This window comes from Pedobacter sp. MC2016-24, assembly GCF_015223055.1.
Classification (GTDB): domain Bacteria; phylum Bacteroidota; class Bacteroidia; order Sphingobacteriales; family Sphingobacteriaceae; genus Pedobacter.
The window spans coordinates 139576-158002 of record NZ_JADFBX010000001.1 but is presented as its reverse complement, the minus strand read 5'-3'; the positions used below and the strand labels follow the sequence as shown (position 1 = coordinate 158002).

At 41.7% G+C, this 18427-nt stretch carries 17 protein-coding genes; 9 read left to right on the top strand and 8 right to left on the bottom strand.

Going from position 1 to position 18427, the window contains the following annotated elements:
• Positions 1–4 precede the first annotated feature (4 nt).
• A complete protein-coding gene (locus tag IM797_RS00750) occupies positions 5–1408 on the top strand; it encodes a YihY/virulence factor BrkB family protein (RefSeq protein ID WP_228098662.1) in 1404 nt (467 codons plus the stop codon).
• A gap of 10 nt (positions 1409–1418) precedes the next feature.
• On the opposite strand, the gene IM797_RS00745 is transcribed toward IM797_RS00750, so the two are convergent.
• Genes IM797_RS00745 through IM797_RS00735 form a run of 3 tightly spaced genes read right to left on the bottom strand, consistent with a single transcriptional unit; the run spans position 1419 to position 6792 of the window.
• Positions 1419–4538 (bottom strand): error-prone DNA polymerase, encoded by a 3120-nt coding sequence (locus IM797_RS00745; RefSeq protein WP_194125178.1) that lies wholly within the window; start codon positions 4536–4538, stop codon positions 1419–1421.
• A 15-nt stretch (positions 4539–4553) separates the two neighbouring features.
• On the bottom strand, positions 4554–6053 hold the full coding sequence (locus IM797_RS00740; protein ID WP_194125177.1) for a DNA polymerase Y family protein: 1500 nt from the start codon (positions 6051–6053) through the stop codon (positions 4554–4556).
• A gap of 1 nt (position 6054) precedes the next feature.
• Positions 6055–6792 (bottom strand): ImuA family protein, encoded by a 738-nt coding sequence (locus IM797_RS00735; RefSeq protein ID WP_194125176.1) that lies wholly within the window; start codon positions 6790–6792, stop codon positions 6055–6057.
• Positions 6793–6862: 70 nt separating this feature from the next.
• On the opposite strand from IM797_RS00735, the gene IM797_RS00730 reads away from it, so the two are divergent.
• The gene (locus IM797_RS00730) at positions 6863–7669 is read left to right on the top strand and encodes a helix-turn-helix domain-containing protein (RefSeq protein WP_228098661.1); all 807 of its coding nucleotides are present in this window, start codon (positions 6863–6865) and stop codon (positions 7667–7669) included.
• A gap of 82 nt (positions 7670–7751) precedes the next feature.
• On the opposite strand, the gene IM797_RS00725 is transcribed toward IM797_RS00730, so the two are convergent.
• Together IM797_RS00725 and IM797_RS00720 are read right to left on the bottom strand one after the other, a co-directional pair.
• Positions 7752–8192, bottom strand: coding sequence for a carboxymuconolactone decarboxylase family protein (locus tag IM797_RS00725; protein ID WP_194125175.1), 441 nt, complete (start codon positions 8190–8192; stop codon positions 7752–7754).
• Between the two features lie 77 nt (positions 8193–8269).
• Positions 8270–8842: a Crp/Fnr family transcriptional regulator gene (locus IM797_RS00720; protein WP_194125174.1), complete on the bottom strand. Its 573-nt coding sequence runs from the start codon at positions 8840–8842 to the stop codon at positions 8270–8272.
• 172 nt (positions 8843–9014) lie between these two features.
• Between IM797_RS00720 and ligD the strand changes: the two genes are divergently transcribed.
• Both ligD and IM797_RS00710 read left to right on the top strand, forming a co-directional pair.
• Positions 9015–11732, top strand: coding sequence for a DNA ligase D (gene ligD, locus IM797_RS00715; protein ID WP_194125173.1), 2718 nt, complete (start codon positions 9015–9017; stop codon positions 11730–11732).
• Between the two features lie 87 nt (positions 11733–11819).
• The gene (locus tag IM797_RS00710) at positions 11820–12452 is read left to right on the top strand and encodes a TetR/AcrR family transcriptional regulator (RefSeq protein ID WP_194125172.1); all 633 of its coding nucleotides are present in this window, start codon (positions 11820–11822) and stop codon (positions 12450–12452) included.
• Between the two features lie 46 nt (positions 12453–12498).
• Here the strand turns inward: IM797_RS00710 and IM797_RS00705 are convergent, their stop codons facing one another.
• The gene (locus IM797_RS00705; protein ID WP_194125171.1) at positions 12499–12846 is read right to left on the bottom strand and encodes a YtxH domain-containing protein; all 348 of its coding nucleotides are present in this window, start codon (positions 12844–12846) and stop codon (positions 12499–12501) included.
• 183 nt (positions 12847–13029) lie between these two features.
• Between IM797_RS00705 and IM797_RS00700 the strand changes: the two genes are divergently transcribed.
• Both IM797_RS00700 and IM797_RS00695 read left to right on the top strand, forming a co-directional pair.
• The gene (locus IM797_RS00700) at positions 13030–13230 is read left to right on the top strand and encodes a hypothetical protein (RefSeq protein WP_194125170.1); all 201 of its coding nucleotides are present in this window, start codon (positions 13030–13032) and stop codon (positions 13228–13230) included.
• 48 nt (positions 13231–13278) lie between these two features.
• Entirely contained in the window at positions 13279–13743 is a 465-nt protein-coding gene (locus tag IM797_RS00695; protein ID WP_194125169.1) for an NUDIX domain-containing protein, read from the top strand.
• Positions 13744–13884: 141 nt separating this feature from the next.
• Here the strand turns inward: IM797_RS00695 and IM797_RS00690 are convergent, their stop codons facing one another.
• On the bottom strand, positions 13885–14481 hold the full coding sequence (locus IM797_RS00690; RefSeq protein ID WP_194125168.1) for a chemotaxis protein CheB: 597 nt from the start codon (positions 14479–14481) through the stop codon (positions 13885–13887).
• A gap of 152 nt (positions 14482–14633) precedes the next feature.
• On the opposite strand from IM797_RS00690, the gene IM797_RS00685 reads away from it, so the two are divergent.
• Complete coding sequence (locus IM797_RS00685; RefSeq protein ID WP_194125167.1) at positions 14634–15089, top strand: PA2169 family four-helix-bundle protein; 456 nt, start codon at positions 14634–14636, stop codon at positions 15087–15089.
• Between the two features lie 98 nt (positions 15090–15187).
• On the opposite strand, the gene IM797_RS00680 is transcribed toward IM797_RS00685, so the two are convergent.
• The gene (locus IM797_RS00680; protein WP_194125166.1) at positions 15188–16696 is read right to left on the bottom strand and encodes a PAS domain S-box protein; all 1509 of its coding nucleotides are present in this window, start codon (positions 16694–16696) and stop codon (positions 15188–15190) included.
• Between the two features lie 283 nt (positions 16697–16979).
• On the opposite strand from IM797_RS00680, the gene IM797_RS00675 reads away from it, so the two are divergent.
• A complete protein-coding gene (locus IM797_RS00675) occupies positions 16980–18014 on the top strand; it encodes a hypothetical protein (RefSeq protein ID WP_194125165.1) in 1035 nt (344 codons plus the stop codon).
• Positions 18015–18168: 154 nt separating this feature from the next.
• A complete protein-coding gene (locus IM797_RS00670) occupies positions 18169–18426 on the top strand; it encodes a hypothetical protein (RefSeq protein ID WP_194125164.1) in 258 nt (85 codons plus the stop codon).
• The last annotated feature ends 1 nt before the right edge of the window (position 18427 follow it).

The following is an 18427-nucleotide window of genomic DNA, read 5'->3' as shown; positions in this document are numbered from 1 at the left end:
AAATATGAAAGTAACGACAAACAGGTCAATTAATGAAATTTGGGAACAGGCTAAGGATTATTTACGCATTAGATTAGATATCATTCGGTTATTGGCTATTGAGAAAACGGCCACGATAATGGCCGATTTAGTTTCCGGTCTGGCACTCTTTTTTTTGATGTTGACTGCATTTCTGGTTGCTTGTATTACACTTGCCTTTTATCTTTCTCATGTGCTTGGAAGCTTTACAAGGGGATTTGGCTGTGCGGCTGTATTTTTCATGGTCATTGCGCTATTGGTTTTGTTTTTAAAGGATAAATTGGAATCTGTTATTGCTGACATGGCCATCCAACGTTATTTTGCCAAACATTGTACTCGGGAAGAACAAACTGAACCGCCAGCAAAGCCAACAGATGAACCTCCAGTAAAGCCAACAGAAAATAAGTCCGTTGAAAAAATCAGGGAAACAACTTCAAAAGAAAATACCATGGAAAAAAGAAAAGTAACTTTAAAAGGAGTTTGGGAAGTCTTGAAAAATGCGTTTACGGGTTTTTCAGACCATAAGGTCACCAAATTGAGTGGCTCACTAGCTTATTACACGGTCTTCTCCATGGCGCCGTTATTGGTGGTTATCATTTCGCTCTGCGGTATATTTCTGGGCCAGGAAGCTGCGCAAGGGCAAGTGTATGCACAACTTGATGGTTTTTTAGGTAAGGATACTGCGCTTCAATTACAGGATCTGGTCAAAAAAGCAGCGATTGGTGATAAGGGAATTGTCGCCGTTGTCATTGGTGGTGCAACCCTTCTTATCGGTGCAACGACTGTTTTTGGAGACATTCAAGACTCTATCAATACCATTTGGGGATTAAAACCCAAGCCCAAAAGAGGTTGGTTAAAGATGTTACAGAACCGCTTTCTTTCTTTTTCGGTCATCATAAGTCTGGGCTTTTTACTCTTGGTTTCACTGGCAGTAACAACCGTATTGGACGGGTTTAGCCATCGATTACAAACCAGGTTTGAAGATGTGTCTGTCGTGTTGTTCTATATATTGAATCAAGTCGTTACCCTCGCCGTGGTTTCCTTAATATTTGGGGTTATTTTCAAAGTACTGCCCGATGCAATCATTAAATGGAAAGACGTCTTTTTTGGCTCGGTAGTAACGGCATTACTGTTCATGTTGGGTAAATTTGGCATTTCAATTTATATCGGACAGAGTGATGTGGGAAGCACTTATGGCGCTGCAGGATCATTGGTCGTATTATTACTCTGGACCTATTATTCATCCATTATTTTATATTTCGGAGCAGAGTTCACCAAGGCCTATGCGATCGCTTATGGTTCTGAAATTCATCCTTCTCACTACGCGGTAACCACTAAAGAGGTTGAAATAGAAACAGGTAACACTTCTGTGCAACAAAATAATACCTAAATAAAGGGCATTATTTGAAATTTCTTGCGGATGGAATAATCTCGCCCTGCTCAAGCAATAATCCCGACATGTTGTAACATCGGCTGGCTACCACATGCGTGACCTCACCTTCACGTTGTAATTTACCTTCAATCATCAGTAATTTGGCCTGTACAATCTCTTTACGATACTTGTCAAAAAGATTGGCAAAAACAACAAGATTGGCAATTCCAGTCTCATCTTCAATCGTGATGAAGCAAATTCCTGTCGCTGTTCCAGGACGCTGCCGCACCAGCACCAAACCAGCTGCGCGCACCAGGGTTCCATCAGGCCAGAGGCTAAGTTCTTTGGTTTTTAAAATTCCGGCAGCAAACAATTGCTTGCGCACAAAGCTAACCGGATGGGCTTTTAAAGACAACGAAGTAGAACGGTAATCTTGTAAAACATGTTCTGATGTCCTCATTTTTGGCAGAAACACGGGCTTTTCATATTTACTTTCAGTAGCCTGACCCTGAAAAAGACCCACTGGCACATCCCTTAAAGCAGATATCTCCCATAAGGCTTCACGACGGTCAAAACCAATGGACCGGAATGCATCAGCATCTGCCAGTCGCTCCAGTGTCGCAAGCGATACCCCAATTTCAAGTAGCGTATGAATACTTGTATAAGTTTTATACCTTCCAGATACCAATAGCTGTATTTCTTCCTCCCTCAAGCCTTTAACCTGACGAAAACCCAACCTTAATTTATGATATTTTCCTCTAGTTGATTCTAATGTATTGTCCCAATCAGAATGGTTAATGTCGACCGGCATTACTTCAACACCATGATTTTGCGCATCTATTACAATTTGTGCAGGTTGATAAAAGCCCATTGGTAAGCTGTTGAGTAAGGCCGCAGCAAAAACATCAGGATAATGACATTTGACCCAGGAGGATATATACACCAATAAGGCAAAACTGGCAGCATGGCTTTCCGGGAAACCATAACTGCCAAAACCTTCCAGCTGGCGAAAAACACGTTCCGCAAAATCTGCATCATAACCATTGGCGATCATGCCATCTATCATCTTCTTTTTGTACCGGGTTACTTGTCCGTGCGACTTAAAGCTGGCCATGCTCCGACGTAAGCCATCAGCCTCTGCAGGGGTAAATCCAGCGGCAACAATGGCTATTTCCATCGCCTGTTCCTGAAATAAAGGAATACCTAGTGTTCGTTTAAGTATTTCCCTAAGCGCTTCAGAAGGATATTCTTCCTTCTCCTCCTTATTCCGGCGGCGCAGATAGGGGTGAACCATGTCACCTTGAATAGGTCCTGGCCTTACAATGGCCACCTCAATGACCAGGTCATAAAATTCCTTCGGTTTTAATCTTGGCAGCATAGACATTTGTGCGCGGCTTTCGATTTGGAATACACCAATGGTGTCTGCCCGGCTGATCATCTCATACACTGCAGGATCATCCTGTGGTACATTCGCTAAAGTTAAATCCAGGTGATAATGGTCTTTAGCCAGGTCAAAAGCTTTACGAATGCAAGTTAGCATTCCCAACGCCAGAACATCAACCTTCAAAAAGCCCAGCGTTTCAATATCATCTTTATTCCACTCTATGTTTGTGCGGTTTTCCATACGCGCATTCAGAATCGGACAGAGGTCTGACAACTTACCCGCTGTAATGACAAAGCCACCTGTATGCTGACCCAATTGCCGGGGGAAACCGATATATTGTTGGGTGAGTTCCAATACTTTTCGCAGGTGCGCGTCTTTCGAATCAAATCCCTCGCTTGAATTTCCCGATTTACCATCCAGCCATTCCTCAGTCAGTTCGTAACCAGATTTAGACAACCTGTCAACGGCATCAACTGATAGTCCCATTGCCTTACCCACATCGCGTACGGCTCCCTTAAAATGAACTTGAGTTACTGTCGCTACAATCCCCGCACGTTCACGACCATATTTGTTGTAAATATATTGCATAACTTCCTCACGTCGCTCATGCTCAAAATCTACATCAATATCCGGTGGTTCATCGCGGGCATCCGACATAAAGCGGGCAAACAATACTTTGATTTTAGAAGGGTCTACAGAAGTAATCCCCAGACAATAACAAACCACAGAATTCGCGGCTGATCCGCGCCCCTGACAAAGAATACGCTGCGCCCTGGCAAAACGGACAAAGTCATAAACCGTAAGAAAGTAGGAAGCGTAGTTTTTCCGTTCCATAAATTCCAGTTCCATATTTATGGTCTTCCGGATCGCATCAGGTATAGGACTGCCAAAGCGTTCCTCGGCACCTTGCCATACCAGATGGGTCAACTCTTCCTGCGGGCTGCGTCCTTCCGTTGTGATTTCCTGCGGATAAACGTATTTCAGGCTATCCAAACAGAAAGTACAGGAATGTGCGAGCTCCTGCGTTCTTGCAATGGCGTCAGGATATTGTCTAAATAAACGAAGCATTTCAGCCTCGGGTTTCATATACCGCTCTGCATTTTGAAAAAGCCTGAAGCCAGCATTGTAAATGGTGCATTTCTCCCTGATACAGGTCAGAACATCCTGTAATTCGCGGCGTTCCCGATCATGATAATGAATGTTGTTGGTCGCTACCATCGGGATTTCAAACTCAACAGCCAGTTGGGAAATGCGAAATAACCTTTTACTATCATGCGCCTGATAAGAGCGTACAGCAGCAATATAAAGTGCATCCCCTAAAGCCGCTTTGTATTGCTGAAGGGACATTTTGAAGCCAGCATCGAATTCAAAGTTTGCGTTTAAAACATCTGGCGGGACAGCAATAAATTTAATGCCTTCAGCATACCGATACACATCAGCTTTATATAAAGTACATTTTCCCTTTTCACTCCGTAAATTACCTGCTGTAAGCAATCCGGACAGTTGGGCATAAGCCTCAATATTTGTGGGATAAGCCAGGAGGCTTGGCCCATCCACCAAATCCAGACGGCAGGCGGGAATGATGCGGATGTCCTTTCCTCTTGCTGCTGCATGAGCACGAACAATGCCTGCTAATGTATTGTGGTCAGTAATGGCAATTTCTGTATAACCTAAATCAAGTGCATGTTCAACAATCTCTTCCGGATGCGATGCTCCCCGCAAAAAGCTAAAATTTGTAGTTACCTGTAATTCTGTGTACTGCATATCCTTTTTTCTTTTTTATGCAAAAAAACCATGGATAAACCATTGTGGATCTTTGTCATAATGCCCCAAACGGAAAAGCCAGTACCGCGCACCATTCTCATCTTCTATACAATAATAGTCCCTATGATTACCTTTTTGCAACCACCATTCCTGTTCTATCCGTTCGGGTCCTTCGGCCTTACTTACTTTATGAACTTTGCCCTTGTACCGGAAAAGCATCGGCGGATAATCGGGTATAGGAGCGGTTACTTCAATCAATTCTGGCCTGGTTAAAAGGTGTAAAGGGCGCGGCAAGTCCGTTCGCCAGGGCAGTATATGCTTTTCTTTCAATGCCCCAGACAATTTGATCGTATGTTCAGGCCAATGGCGTTCAGCGGGTAAATACCGGTGTATTGAACTGATCCCTGTACGTACACCAATCCGGTCCAATAAATTCATAACTACAGTTGTGTTTTCTGAACCCTGACTAAGGTTCCAAAGCGTTTCCTGCTCCAGGGACAGCACTTCAACAACAGGGGCTTCTAATAAAAACAATTCAATGCCCAGCCCCGGACGTATGCTGCTTATTTTCAATCCAAAAAGCTTAAGCAAGTGTGCGACACTTCTAGTTGGATAATTTGTGCCGATTTCTACTTTCTGCAGATTTCCATCCATGCGGTAACCTTTCAGAACCGCTTTCCTAAGACCTTTACCCTCCTTTAACAAACGCCTGCATAAAGCTTCCAAAAGTCGTTTAAGTGCAATTTCAATACCTGTAGCAGTACGAATTGGCTCCAGGCATGGCAAGCGTTCCTGGTAGGGCTCTGTTGGTTTAATGGATTGGATAGGTTCATGTAATTCACCCATAGCCTGGGCTAAGCGGTCGGGTAACAATTGGCCAAAACGTCTGCGCAATACAGACCGGGGCATGGTCATAAAGCTTTTAATTTGGTAAAAGCCCATCTTGTGCATACTTTCCACAATCCCAACATCGAGTCGTAAAGCTTCAGGCGGTAAAGCGGATAGGGCATCTGCGTTTGTACCAGGTTCAATGATGGCTTTAGCATGTCCATAACGTGCAATGGCCCAGGCAGTACCAATGGTGTCTGCTATAGCAGCGCGCACCTGGTAACCTGAACTTTTTAACCTCTTGGTGATATCTTCAAGATAAAGGCGTTCTCCCGCCCAAAGGTGCGTGCAACCACTTACCTCAAGAATGAGACCGTCAGGTGGATCCAGTGCAACAACCGGTGTATAACGAATGCAATATTCTGCTAAAGCAAAGAGTAGTTTAGTTGAGCTTTCCGGCTCTTGCTCAAACACCTGTAATGCAGGGAATATGGCACGGGCATCCGCTACTACCATACCTGCTGAAATTCCCAAAGCCTTTGCCGGGGTACTGGAAGCTTTAATAAGCATACGTCCACGTTCCGGAGCCGCAAGCACAAAAGAAGCCTCCTGCAATTCAGGCCGCAGCAGTAAAAACCAATCCGTTGTAAGGTGACTAAACCAAATGCTGATAAACCGCTTTTCCATTTTATCCTGCTTTTTCTAATGATATTGAAGCAACTAAATTGGGTTTTGTCAGGTATTTAAAATGATCTGTATGCCACTCCATATACCATGTACCCGGTTTTCCATTACGTATTTTGATTAACTCAACTTTCCAGCGCGGATGACCTATACCAGGCATACCTTCCTCAAGTACGCTGGCTATGGGACTAATTTTCCATCGGGCAACTGAAGTGGTATTGCGGATCTTATCGGGATTAAAGCAGTGCATAAATCCGGTTACCCGGCTTTGTTCTACAGCAAGTTGCAGACGCCGGGATTCAGAAAAACTAATTTCGCTAATTTCACCTACCACTGCTGAAAGGGCATCACATTTTAAGGCTTCTTCAACGGTCCACAAGATGTCCTTATCCATTTTCAGGTCTATAAAAATGATCCGGTCAGGCTGAATACCAAAAAAGGCTAAAGCGGGAGGAAAGAGTGTACGTTTGCTACCAATCCATAAACAAGGTCCTGTGCCTTGCCCAATCAGCTGACTCAATAAGACAGCCATAAAACCGCTGGTCGCCGCTGCCGATTCAGCATCCGGACTTAAGAATTCATGGATCACACCACCAGGGAAAATCTGGTTTGGAAAAGCCGACTCCATCGATCCCAGATTTGTAGAAATTGGCTGGGCTATCGGTGCTTTAAAGCCCTGCATAGATAAGATCTGTTGTTTCAGTCTTTCAATAATTTCAATCTTATTTTCCGCACGTTCCATTGTTATTAAATTTAATCACCTATATTTGTCATTATAAATGACAACATGTTGACATCAATAATAACAAAATATGATGACTGATCAAAAAGTTTTTTTTGGAAGCAACCTCAAATTTCTACGTGAGCGCAGAAAGCTGAGTCAGGAAGAATTGGCCAATACATTAAAAATCAAGCGCTCCAAACTTGCTGCAATAGAAAGCGGACAAACAAAAACGCCACCCTTTGAAGATGTCATTAACCTATCTGCATATTTTAAGATCAGCATTGATAGTTTACTGCGTATAGATCTGGGCAAGCTCGGAAGTCTAAAACTCCGTGAACTTGAAGCAGGTAATGATGTTTACATCAAAGGCGGACAAATCCGTGTTTTAGCCATTACGGTAGATCAACACAATAAAGAGAACCTGGAATATGTTCCTGTAAAAGCAAAGGCAGGTTACCAGTCGGGATTTAATGATCCGGATTTTATTGCCACCTTACCAAAATTTAGCCTGCCTAACCTGCCAGATGGAAAAACCTATCGTATGTTTCCCATTGCAGGAGATTCCATGTTGCCCTTTCCGGATGCCTCTGAACTGATTTGCACTTATATCGAAAATTGGAACAGCCTAAAGCCTCAAACGCTTTGTGTTGCCATTCTTAAAGGGACACAGGATTTTGTTTTTAAGCAGGTCAGTCTCACCTCCGGGGGATTATTAATGGAATCTTATAACAGTCTTTACAAACCTTATACGGTACCGGTTTCTGAAGTACTGGAGCTTTGGCAGTATTACAGTCATCATACCAGGCAAATACCTGAAATACAGGATATCCATAGTTTAACCGCAATAATCAAAGAAATGCAAGCTGACATTAAGGTAATTAAGGACAAAGCATAATAATTGATTTATTGCGATTGTTGTCTTTTAATTCCAATGAAATTAAAGGTTCCAGCCCAGCAAAAAAATGGGCTGGAATGCATTAAGCTGGTTGCTGTTGTGTGGCAATTGCAATCCTATTCCAGCCATTGATCGTAACAATCGCCATCATAATTTGCGCCAATTGGTTGTCATCAAAAAAAGCACCTGCGTTTTTATAGGTTTCATCAGAAACACCACCATTTGCAATGCATGTCATTTCTTCTGTTAAGGCTAAAACAGCTCTTTCCTCTGCCGTGTAAAGACCATGAACTTCTTTCCAGGCATTTAACAGATAAATGCGTTGTTCCGTTTCACCTTGTTTCCTTGCATCTGTAGTATGCATATGGATACAAAATGCACAGCCGTTAATTTGAGAAGCTCTGATTTTTATCAACTCTTTTAATGTTTTACTGATATTGGTATTGGCCAGATAGCTTTCCAGGCCTAACAATGCTTTATAAGCTATTGGTTCAAGTTCTGCAATGTTTATTCTCTTTTCCATTTCTTTTAATATTTAAATGATAGGTCAAAGATAAAACAGCCTTTCTTTCCAAAACTTAAACTGGTTTAAGAAATGATTTACAACTGTTTTTTTCTCAATTCACTTACGTATTCAGGAGTAAGTCCCAAATAAGAAGCCAGCATATATTGAGGAATGCGTTGAACAAAATCCGGGAATAAACTCACAAACTGGCGGTAGTTTTCTTCTTTAGAATAAACATGAAAGTATTTAACCCGCATTTGTGCTGCAGCATAAGCACGTTGCATCATCAACCTAAAGTAATGCTCAAGTTGTGGCAATTGCTTTAACAATTCGTCTTGCTTATGGTGCGGTACGGAAATGATTGTAGATGCTTCAACAGCCTGGATATAAAAATGAGAAGCTGTCTGCATGGTCAGGCTCATGTAATCTGCTATCCACCATTTTTCAAGCGCAAATTGTGTGGTCTGTTCAATTCCTTTATTATTGATGAAAAACATCCTGAGTAAACCCTGCTCCACAAAGTAATTGGCTTTGCAGACCTGACCTTCTTTAATCAGAAAATCTTTCTTCCGGGTGCTGAATGGTTTTACATAAGAAAGTAGCAATTCCACTTCCTCATCGTTCAATGAAATGTGCTTTTTAAGGTGAGCGATGAAATTTGGATACATGGATGATCAATTATAATTGTGATGGACAAATATGCAAATAACGCTTTAAAAGTTTAACAGTCCGGAGTATAGATAAAAATTTAAGCAAATCATGATTTTCGGAAACATTCTGATGAACAGTCTGTTCCATCTATCAGCCCCTGATGATGACAATAGACTAAACTTAATGATCATGAGTCTTAAAAAATATAATGAAAAAAGAGATTTTACCAGAACGGCTGAGCCGAAATCTGGTAAGCCTAAGCAGAATGATAAATTGCAGTTTGTGATTCAAAAGCATGATGCTTCGCGTTTGCATTATGATTTTCGTTTGGAGATGGACGGCGTCCTAAAGAGCTGGGCTGTACCTAAAGGACCTTCTACAGATCCTAAAACGAAGCGTTTGGCAATGATGGTGGAGGATCATCCTTTTGATTACAAAGATTTTGAGGGATTAATCCCGAAAGGGGAGTATGGTGGTGGTACGGTGATTGTCTGGGATGAAGGAACTTATGAACCTATCGAAAAGATTAAGGGTAAAAAGGCACAGGAAAAGCACCTGATGGATCAGTTAAATTCCGGTTCACTGAAGATCATTTTACATGGTCAAAAATTGAAAGGAGAATTTGCTTTAGTTAAAACTCATGGCATGGGTGAGAATGGCTGGCTGTTAATCAAGCATAAAGATGATTACGCTTCCACAAGTGACATTACCAAAATGGATAAATCTGTGATTTCTAAAAAGACCATTGAACAGATGGAAAAAAACAGCGACCAGGTTTGGCAACACGGTCAGACAGCACAGATCAAACAGCATGATCAGCAAAGCGTTGCAAGGCCAGCAAAGGAAACCACAAAGGAAACCACGAAGGAAATTTCATCTTTAATCAAAAAAGGCCGTAAGTCGAAAATTCCGATTGGCATGAAACCCATGTTGGCGACACTGGTGGACAAGCCTTTTGACAGTCCGGATTGGACCTATGAAGTGAAATGGGATGGTTACCGGGCCTTGGGATTCTCTTTAAAAAATGGGGATGTACAACTGCTTTCCCGGAACAATAAACCTTTCAATGAAAAGTTTTATCCCATATCACAATTGCTGCAGGGCTGGAAATTGGAAATCGTGGTAGATGGGGAGATTTTGGTGCTTAATGAACAAGGGGTTTCCAATTTTGGTGATTTGCAGAACTGGCGCAGTGAAGCGGATGGTGAACTGGTGTATTATGTTTTTGATGTAATCTGGTTCAATGGGAGAGATCTGACTGAACTTCCACTTGCTGAACGGCAGGAGATTTTAGCAGCTGTTTTACCACAGGATGACGATCGGGTGCGATTGAGTAAAGTGTTTAAGGACAAGGGTACCGAGTTTTTTCAAGCCGCCGGAAAAATGGGACTGGAAGGCATTATCGCTAAAAAATCTGATAGTATGTATACCCGGAATAACCGGTCTGGCGACTGGCTGAAGATTAAAGTTCACAAACGTCAGGAAGTCGTAATTGCAGGTTTTACAAAAAATGCAGGAACATCCAAACAGTTCAGCTCATTATTGCTGGGGGTATATCAAGATGGACATTTGCAGTATGTAGGTAAGGTTGGCACAGGATTCAACGACAAAGACCAGAAAGAAATGATGGCTCAGTTTAAACCATTGATCATAGACAAGAGTCCGTTTTCGGATGTTCCGGACGTCAATAAACCATCCAGGTTCCGCCCAAATCCACCCAAAGCGAAAGCAGTGTGGCTTAAACCGGAACTGGTTTGTGAAGTTTCTTTTTCAGAAGTGACTACTGACGGGGTTTTCCGCCATCCTTCTTTTAAAGGAATGCGGATTGACAAGAAAGCAAAAGAAGTGGTCAGAGAATCAGAGATCGAGACCAAAGCTATGGTAGCCTCCACTTTGCCTGAGCCGGAGGCAGTCAAAGCTGTCCATAAAGACCAACATGCCGCCGCGATTCGTCCGCCAAAAATTACCGGACGCAAAACCTTGCTAAATCCTAAAGATGAAACCCAGGTCCGTAAAGTAAATGGGCATGAACTCAAGTTTACACATTTAAGTAAGTTGTACTGGCCAGAAGACAAGGTGAGTAAAAGGGACATGTTCAATTATTACTACCAGGTGGCTGATTTCATATTGCCTTATTTGAAAGATAGGCCCATGTCTCTGAATCGCTTTCCAGGCGGAATACATGGTAAAGGTTTCTATCAAAAGGATGTAAAGGGTAAAGCACCAGATTGGGCCGATACCTTTCCTTATACCACAGGCGATGGTGAGCATAAAGAATATTTGCTTGGCAATGACGAGGCTGCATTGTTATGGATGGCTTCATTGGGTTGTATTGAAATGAATCCATGGTTTTCCCGGAGCGCCTCTCCGGATAATCCGGACTACTGTGTCATCGACCTGGATCCGGATAAGAATACTTTTGATCAGGTAATTCAGGTGGCACAAATGGTCAAACAGGTGCTGGATCAGATTGGTGTACCTTGTTATCCTAAAACTTCAGGATCTACAGGTATGCACATTTACATCCCTTTAGGCGCTAAATATACCTATGATCAATCACAATTGTTTGCTAAGCTGGTGGTAAAATTGATTCACCAGCAGGTTCCTGAATTCACCAGTCTGGAAAGGACCATAGCCAATCGTAATGGAAAGATGTATCTGGATTTTTTACAGAACAGACCTGTTGCCACCATTGCCGGACCTTATTCGCTCAGACCTAAGCCGGGGGCAACGGTCTCCATGCCGCTTGACTGGGAAGAAGTGAAAGCAGGAATGCGTATGCAGGATTTTACCATATTTAACGCTTTAGACAGGTTAAAAGAAACCGGGGATTTATTTAAAGGCGTGTTGGGCAAAGGGATAGATCTGGCTAAAGCGGTTGAGAAAGCTAAGTCTGTATTTGGTTAATTTTGGCCTGAAAATCAATACAATGTTGAAAAGGCTATATTTTGATGCTGTCTCAAAAATTTGCACCTTGCTTTAAAGTTGAATAAAATGGCAAGGAAAGTTACAGATGGTCCTCTTAGAAATAAGGAACGGACAAAGAAAAATCTGATCGCTGCGGTGGGATACATTTTAAAGAGAAAGGGTTTTTCCGGCCTGAATCTGAGCAAGGTTGCCGAAAGGGCAAAGGTAGACAGAAGGTTAATTTACGATTATTTTGGAGGGCTTGAAGGAGTGGTGAAGGAATATCTGAATGCAAATGATTATTGGAAGATCAACTCAGAAGATATAGATCACATTGTTGAAACAAGCCGCGCCGATGCTGGAAAAGGAATGGCATATTCTGTTTTGGAACATCAATTTGACAGCCTTATGGGGAATGAGGAAATGCGACGGATCATTAGCTGGGGATTGAGTGAGAAGCTCCCTTTGCTAAAAGCATTGGATCTGAAACGTGAAAATACGGGGGATCAGATCATGAGTAGCGTCATTGATAAATATTTTGTGGATCGGGACAAGAATTTCAGAGCAATATATGCCTTGTTGATGGGTGGAATCTACTACCTCACACTTCACGCTAAAATTCAGGAGAATCCATTCTGCGGTATAGATCTGAACCAGGAGCAAGGACAAGCTGAAATCAAAAAAGCATTAAAGCAATTGATTGATTGGACATATTCTTAAGTTTTGATACGATGTTTCAAAGTAAACATCGTATCAAAACGCATGGCTAGGTAGTTACACTTTGTTTCTTCCATGCTGTTGTTCCAGCCGAAGGTACTTTGATCTGGCTCGGGTCTTTTCTTTTGTTTTCTGGCCCTTGCAAATGATCGGCATGATCACGTACGGTTTCCCGCAGGTCATCGAATATGTGGTCCTCCAATTCATGAGGATGAGGTGGAACTGCTTTCAGGTTCAGTTTTTCAGCCAGTAGTTTTCTGGAGTCACGTCCGGATCTTGGTGCGAACAGCACAGCTATAGCAGCTCCAGCAGCAAGTCCGGCTATGAGTGCAAACGCAGTCAGACTGTCGTCTCTTTGTTTCATTAGGGCACTTTTGATGATTTTTTGATAATTCATAGGTCGACTTTTAGGGTTGTTTTTATGTTATTCAATTGATGTATTTTTTATAACAAGAGTCTTTAGATATGGTTTTAATTTACCTGAAATAGGTAATTGAAGAGAATTGAGAAAATAGACATTTCGCGAAACAATAAGGTTAGCTACCTGTTGATTGATATAGTCCTACTTAACATCTTAATTATGAAAACACGTGTTTCGAATCTGATCAAATATCTTAAAAGAATAAGTGCAAAAAAGGAAATGATCTCCGCTTCAGTGAGTTTCGAAGGAGCACAAATCGTCAATATAGTTAAGCCGAAGAATTTGGCGGAAGATTTCCTGGAAGAGTTCAAGGAAGCGATTCGCTCTGGAGACGATACGCTCTGGCGGATGTGGCGTTGATGCTACTCCTTCCCTGTAAATAATACGTTTACGTGTTTAATTACTCTTATGAAATCAATTAGCTCTGGAATTCTGTTGTATAGAATTAAAGCTCAGGTACCCGAAGTATTTCTGGTTCATCCGGGTGGTCCATTTTTTCGAAATAAGGATCAGGGTTGGTGGACGATCCCCAAAGGGGAGCCATTAAAAGGAGAAGTATTATTGGCCACAGCCTTACGTGAGTTTCAGGAGGAAACTGGTTATTTACCTGAGGGTGATTTCAGGGAGCTGAAACCAATAGTGCAAAAAGCCGGTAAGATGGTTCATTGTTGGGCGGTGGCCGGAGATTTGGACCCTTCAAATATGACCTGTAATACTTTTGCTTTAGTGTGGCCGCCCAAATCTGGCAAGATCATGAATTTTCCCGAGGTGGATAAAGGAGCCTGGTTTTCTTTTGATGAGGCTAAACTATATATCAATGGGCGTCAAATTGATTTTTTGGATCAATTGAAAGCCATACTTACAACTGGTTGATGTTGGAATTCCTTTTTTAAGTTTACTATATTTAGCACTGGTTCGTTTCAGCTATGCGAACAAACATGAAATGAAAAAACGCCTTTGTATCCCCGAAGAAGTACCTTCTGGTTTACGCTGCCAAAAAGAAAATCATTGTTTCTATGTCGCATGACCATGTTCCCTGGCAGGCTGGCACCATTCAACGAGTCTTTCTGCCAGTTCACCCGGACGGAGTACTGCTGAAGGATGATCGTGTCCAATGATGGATTTAGGCATCCCCTCAGCTTTAGCCGAAAGCGGGTCTTGCACCAGGATCAGACCACCGGCTTTGGAAATTGCTTTGGCGCCTTCCAGACCATCACTGCCGCCCCCTGACAAGATTATGCCTATAGCTTTGTCTGCATAATCTTCAGCCAGGGATTCGAAAAAGATATCAATCGAGGAGTTTAGAATTTTTTTGTCACGGGTTTTAACTTTGAGTTCGCTGTCTTTAATTTGAAGTTGTGTATTTTCAATAAGTACATAGATGTTACCCGGTTCTATTTTTATGTCTTTTTCAACTCTGTGCACCGGTAGTCTGGCATCTGTTTTTAAGAGCCTGTCTAAAATACTTTTGTGGTCGCGGTGTAGGTGGGTGACTACCACAAAAGCCATATTCAGTTCTGCCGGAATGTGCTGAAAGAATTCACTAAGAGATTCCAATCCACCCGCCGATGCGCCTATACCTACCGTGTAATTTGTTTTATGTGTATTCATGTGATTTCCCGTAATGATGTATCATATTTAACGCGTTTTCGATCCAATGGTTTGAAAAGAATCGTTTTTATAAAGCTTGTATAACATTTATGGTATTTTGATAAACATTCTTACTGAAGTGTTGTTCTGTTAAGACAAAAATCTATATACCTATGGAAACAAATAATGAGATCATTAGCGACCTGAAAGGATTGGTCAATATTGTAAATGATGGAAAAGAGGGTTATGAATCCGCAAGTGAGGCTACTGATAGCATTGAGCTGAAGGCTTTGTTTTTGAAGTATGCTGCTCAGCGCGCTGATTTTGCTGCAGAGTTGAAAGCGCACATTGCGCAGCATGGTGGGGATTCCGAAAATGAAGAAGGTGGTATTTTGGGCGCTTTGCATCGCACCTGGATTGACATTAAGCAGGCGTTGAGTAGCAAAGAAGATGCGGCGATTTTAGGCGCTGTTGAAACTGGAGAGCAGGCTGCCATAGACAAGTACGATAAAGTATTGGAAGATTATGCTTCACATGCCGATCACATTGTTTTACTACAAAGACAACGTACAGGAATTTTAGAGGCGTTAAGGGAAATCGAGACTTACCACCAACGTTTGCCTAAATAGTTTAGTCAACTGAAACAGAATTGATATAGCAACTGGCCTGGCTTTTAGCCAGGCCTTTTTGTGCTTTGATGTTTTTCTTATTTTGGCAGACAGCTTCCTTAACGCAGGAAAGGTAAGGAAAACGAAAATATGGAACCTTTATCTCTTTCACTCTGCACTTCAATGGTAGTATTGTGGTAACGCAAAATTTCCGAAACCAGGTACAGACCAATACCAAAACCTGAGACATTTTTGATCCGGTCGTCATCTACGCGATAAAAACGTTGAAACAATTGCTCCTGATCCTTCTTGCTGATGCCAACGCCCTGGTCAATAATGGATATGTTCACATTTTTTTCCACGATCTCGCAGGATATTGTGATGGTGCTTTTATGAGCCGAATATTTGATGGCATTACTGATCAGGTTGTTAATGACTTGTCCAATTTTATCGCGATCAGCGTATAAGATTATGGCTTGACAGTGACGGCATTCTATGTTGTGACTGGTTTGAAGCAATTGAGTTTCCTGGATAATTTCCTGAATGAGGATATGAAGCTCAAATTCAGATTTCGAAAGCTGTATTTTCGCCTGTTCCAACCTTCCGACATTTAAAAAGTCGTTAATCATATTGGTCATTCGCTTGACTTGCATTTCTGTCCTGGTAAGCGATAGGATGGCAAAATTGTCTTCTGTTTTTCTCGCTTTGGAGAGCAGCACCTGAACATAAGAGAGTATCGATGTGATCGGTGTTTTTAATTCGTGACTCACTAAAGCAACAAAGTCATTTTTACGCTGTTCTTCCAGTTTACGCTCGGTAATGTCCCGGACAATTTTGGATACCCCGGTAATGTTGCCCCGGGAATCAAATATTGGCGACATGGTAAGTGAGACATCCACAATCTTTTTGTCCCTGGTTAAGCGTTGCGTCTCAAAATGAGTCAACCTTTCGCCTCTTTTAAGCTGGGTATGTATTTCTTGTTCTTCCTCCCGGAGCGATTCCGGCAGCAACACCAGTGTCGATTTACCAATCATTTCCGCTGCACTATATCCATACATTCGCTCAGCAGAGGCATTCCAACTGGTGATGATATTGTCCAGGTCTTTGCTGATGATGGCATCAAAGGACGACTCGATAATGTCATTGGCCATTTGCAAACGCAATTCACTTTCTTCGAGTTTACGGATCAATTCGGCCTTTCTTTCCTGTTCCACAACAAGCGTGGTGATATCTCTGGTAAAGCAGCGGGTGTGGATGAACTCCCCGTTTTTCCTAAATACATTTGAGCTGATCAACACATGTTTGATCGTACCATCTTTGCATCTAAGTCTGGCTTTGTAATTTTCAAGTGTTTCATTGTTGATCAATCTCGTCAGTATGTCATCAATCACGTCTTCATCCACATGGAATTTGGTTATGGCTGAGCCAACGTACTCCGCTATAGTGTAACCTAAGGCATTCAGTTCAGCTTGGTTTGCCCACACAATAGTCCCTTGCCCGTCTACCCAATGTAAAGGGAGAGCAGCGTTTTCAATAAAGTCTGATAATTCTTCAATACGCGAAGCCATTTCCTTTTCACGGATTTTGTATTCCGCGAGTTCATCGCGTAGCGATTGGATAGTTTCCATGTGTGTAAGGTAAGGGATGTAGGTATTTGTCAAAAATACGTTTTTAATACAAGCATCAAAAATAAGGAATGAATTAGATCAGTACCAAGACTGGATGGTTTTATTTAAAGAGTCATTAGAAAATATTCATTACGGATTTTATGTGATTAGAACAGGATATTAAATCTGATTTGTTTCTACAAAAATTGTGAAATGGGAAGAGCATTGCTGATAATTACTGGTCTAAATTACGTAGTTTGGTCTTATTATTATGACAATACCGCTTTAGCTCAAAAAGGAACTTATGTTTATTAATATCAGAAATACAACGATTTTGGTTATGATGGTAATGGCCAGTTTAAACTGCAAACCGCAGGATGGGGAAACATATTGGGAAATAAACAACATTTACAGGGAGGACAAAACACCTTTTAAAGGCTTAACCGAGGATATTATGCAAGGAATCCTGGACTATAATTTTCATTTTATAAAGAAAGGGGATAGTTTGTATTTCGATTTGCCTGCAAAATTCAGCATCGGACTTTCCAGTTTCAAAAGTCTTTCGCAGTTGCAGATTGCGAAAACAGACTATTACCAAATGTATAAGCAATCATTTGAAAGGGATACTTTTAAAGTAATGTTCAAGGACCTTGCTACCATGACTGAATCTAAAAATACGGTATTGGAATTTGTCCGGATTTCGAAAGCCGAATATGAGGATCATATCAAAGATGAACTCCTGGAGCAGAAAGCGGTTGCTGAAAAAATAAATGCGTTCAAGCTGCAATTAAAGGCCAGTCCGCAGATCGTATTGGAGCCTCTGCAAAAGTTACCACAAAAGAGCCTGGCGATTGAAGACGATCAAGGCAAAGCAATCACTTTATTGGTCCCTAAGGAAATTGAACTTAAGAAATCCGGGCAGATTAAAACACAGCAATTCGGTGCTATCAAAATTGGGACATTTGTAAAAAATGCGGTGGTATATGATATCCAACACCTAAAAAAGAATTATGGGTTAAAGCAACTGGCCATTTGGGTATCAACAGATCCGGCAACTTTTCACCTCGATGACTGGATGAAGGAAAATCCGAAACGCATAATCTTTAAAGCAGATCATGGTGATCTGACAGGCTATGAACTTGATTATGATGACAAGAAACAAAAGGCCGTTATCCGTTCTGTTTTTTGCCTCAAATATAAAAAGGTGGGGCAGGCACATGTCTTTCTGTACGCTGATGTTTACGCTGCACAATTTGCCGGCAATTATGACCCCTTGAAGGAAATGAACGAAATATTGAACTTTAATTACCTGATGCTGGAAAATATCACTATTCAATAAAAAATGGGGAACATCCACCGAGCGTGGCAGCCGCAGTAAGAAAAAATAGGGTAAACCAAATTTCGGGAAACATTCTGACGAGTCAGCTGTTCAACGTATCAGTCTGTTACTACATTTTGTATCTTGGTAACCGTAATCATTAAATTAATAAACAATGGGAACAATAGCTGAACAATGGGAGCCTTTTGAAATCGAGGTAATGATTGAAGGAAAGATGAAAAAATTGCTGGTTATCCCTGATCGTGAAGAACCTAAATATGCGATTTTCGACGAACATACCCTACTCGGAACGATTTGGCAAGATACGTCTGACCAGGGGAAGTTTTGGTGCGGGGAGGGGCTTGTGGTTAAAGAAATTTTGCCCGGCCTGGGAGAGCAGGTAAGTGAATATCTGGCAAACAGACCAATTTAAA

Bases quoted from the DNA above. Each gene is read 5' to 3' on its own strand.
- IM797_RS00740 (WP_194125177.1), bottom strand. From the start codon at position 6,053: ATGGAAAAGCGGTTTATCAGCATTTGGTTTAGTCACCTTACAACGGAT.
- IM797_RS00675 (WP_194125165.1), top strand. From the start codon at position 16,980: ATGTTTATTAATATCAGAAATACAACGATTTTGGTTATGATGGTAATG.
- IM797_RS00705 (WP_194125171.1), bottom strand. From the start codon at position 12,846: ATGAATTATCAAAAAATCATCAAAAGTGCCCTAATGAAACAAAGAGAC.
- IM797_RS00685 (WP_194125167.1), top strand. From the start codon at position 14,634: ATGGAAACAAATAATGAGATCATTAGCGACCTGAAAGGATTGGTCAAT.
- IM797_RS00725 (WP_194125175.1), bottom strand. From the start codon at position 8,192: ATGGAAAAGAGAATAAACATTGCAGAACTTGAACCAATAGCTTATAAA.
- IM797_RS00670 (WP_194125164.1), top strand. From the start codon at position 18,169: ATGGGAACAATAGCTGAACAATGGGAGCCTTTTGAAATCGAGGTAATG.
- IM797_RS00680 (WP_194125166.1), bottom strand. From the start codon at position 16,696: ATGGAAACTATCCAATCGCTACGCGATGAACTCGCGGAATACAAAATC.
- IM797_RS00690 (WP_194125168.1), bottom strand. From the start codon at position 14,481: ATGAATACACATAAAACAAATTACACGGTAGGTATAGGCGCATCGGCG.
- IM797_RS00720 (WP_194125174.1), bottom strand. From the start codon at position 8,842: ATGTATCCAAATTTCATCGCTCACCTTAAAAAGCACATTTCATTGAAC.
- IM797_RS00710 (WP_194125172.1), top strand. From the start codon at position 11,820: ATGGCAAGGAAAGTTACAGATGGTCCTCTTAGAAATAAGGAACGGACA.
- IM797_RS00730 (WP_228098661.1), top strand. From the start codon at position 6,863: ATGATGACTGATCAAAAAGTTTTTTTTGGAAGCAACCTCAAATTTCTA.
- IM797_RS00735 (WP_194125176.1), bottom strand. From the start codon at position 6,792: ATGGAACGTGCGGAAAATAAGATTGAAATTATTGAAAGACTGAAACAA.
- IM797_RS00700 (WP_194125170.1), top strand. From the start codon at position 13,030: ATGAAAACACGTGTTTCGAATCTGATCAAATATCTTAAAAGAATAAGT.
- IM797_RS00695 (WP_194125169.1), top strand. From the start codon at position 13,279: ATGAAATCAATTAGCTCTGGAATTCTGTTGTATAGAATTAAAGCTCAG.
- ligD (WP_194125173.1), top strand. From the start codon at position 9,015: ATGAGTCTTAAAAAATATAATGAAAAAAGAGATTTTACCAGAACGGCT.
- IM797_RS00750 (WP_228098662.1), top strand. From the start codon at position 5: ATGAAAGTAACGACAAACAGGTCAATTAATGAAATTTGGGAACAGGCT.
- IM797_RS00745 (WP_194125178.1), bottom strand. From the start codon at position 4,538: ATGCAGTACACAGAATTACAGGTAACTACAAATTTTAGCTTTTTGCGG.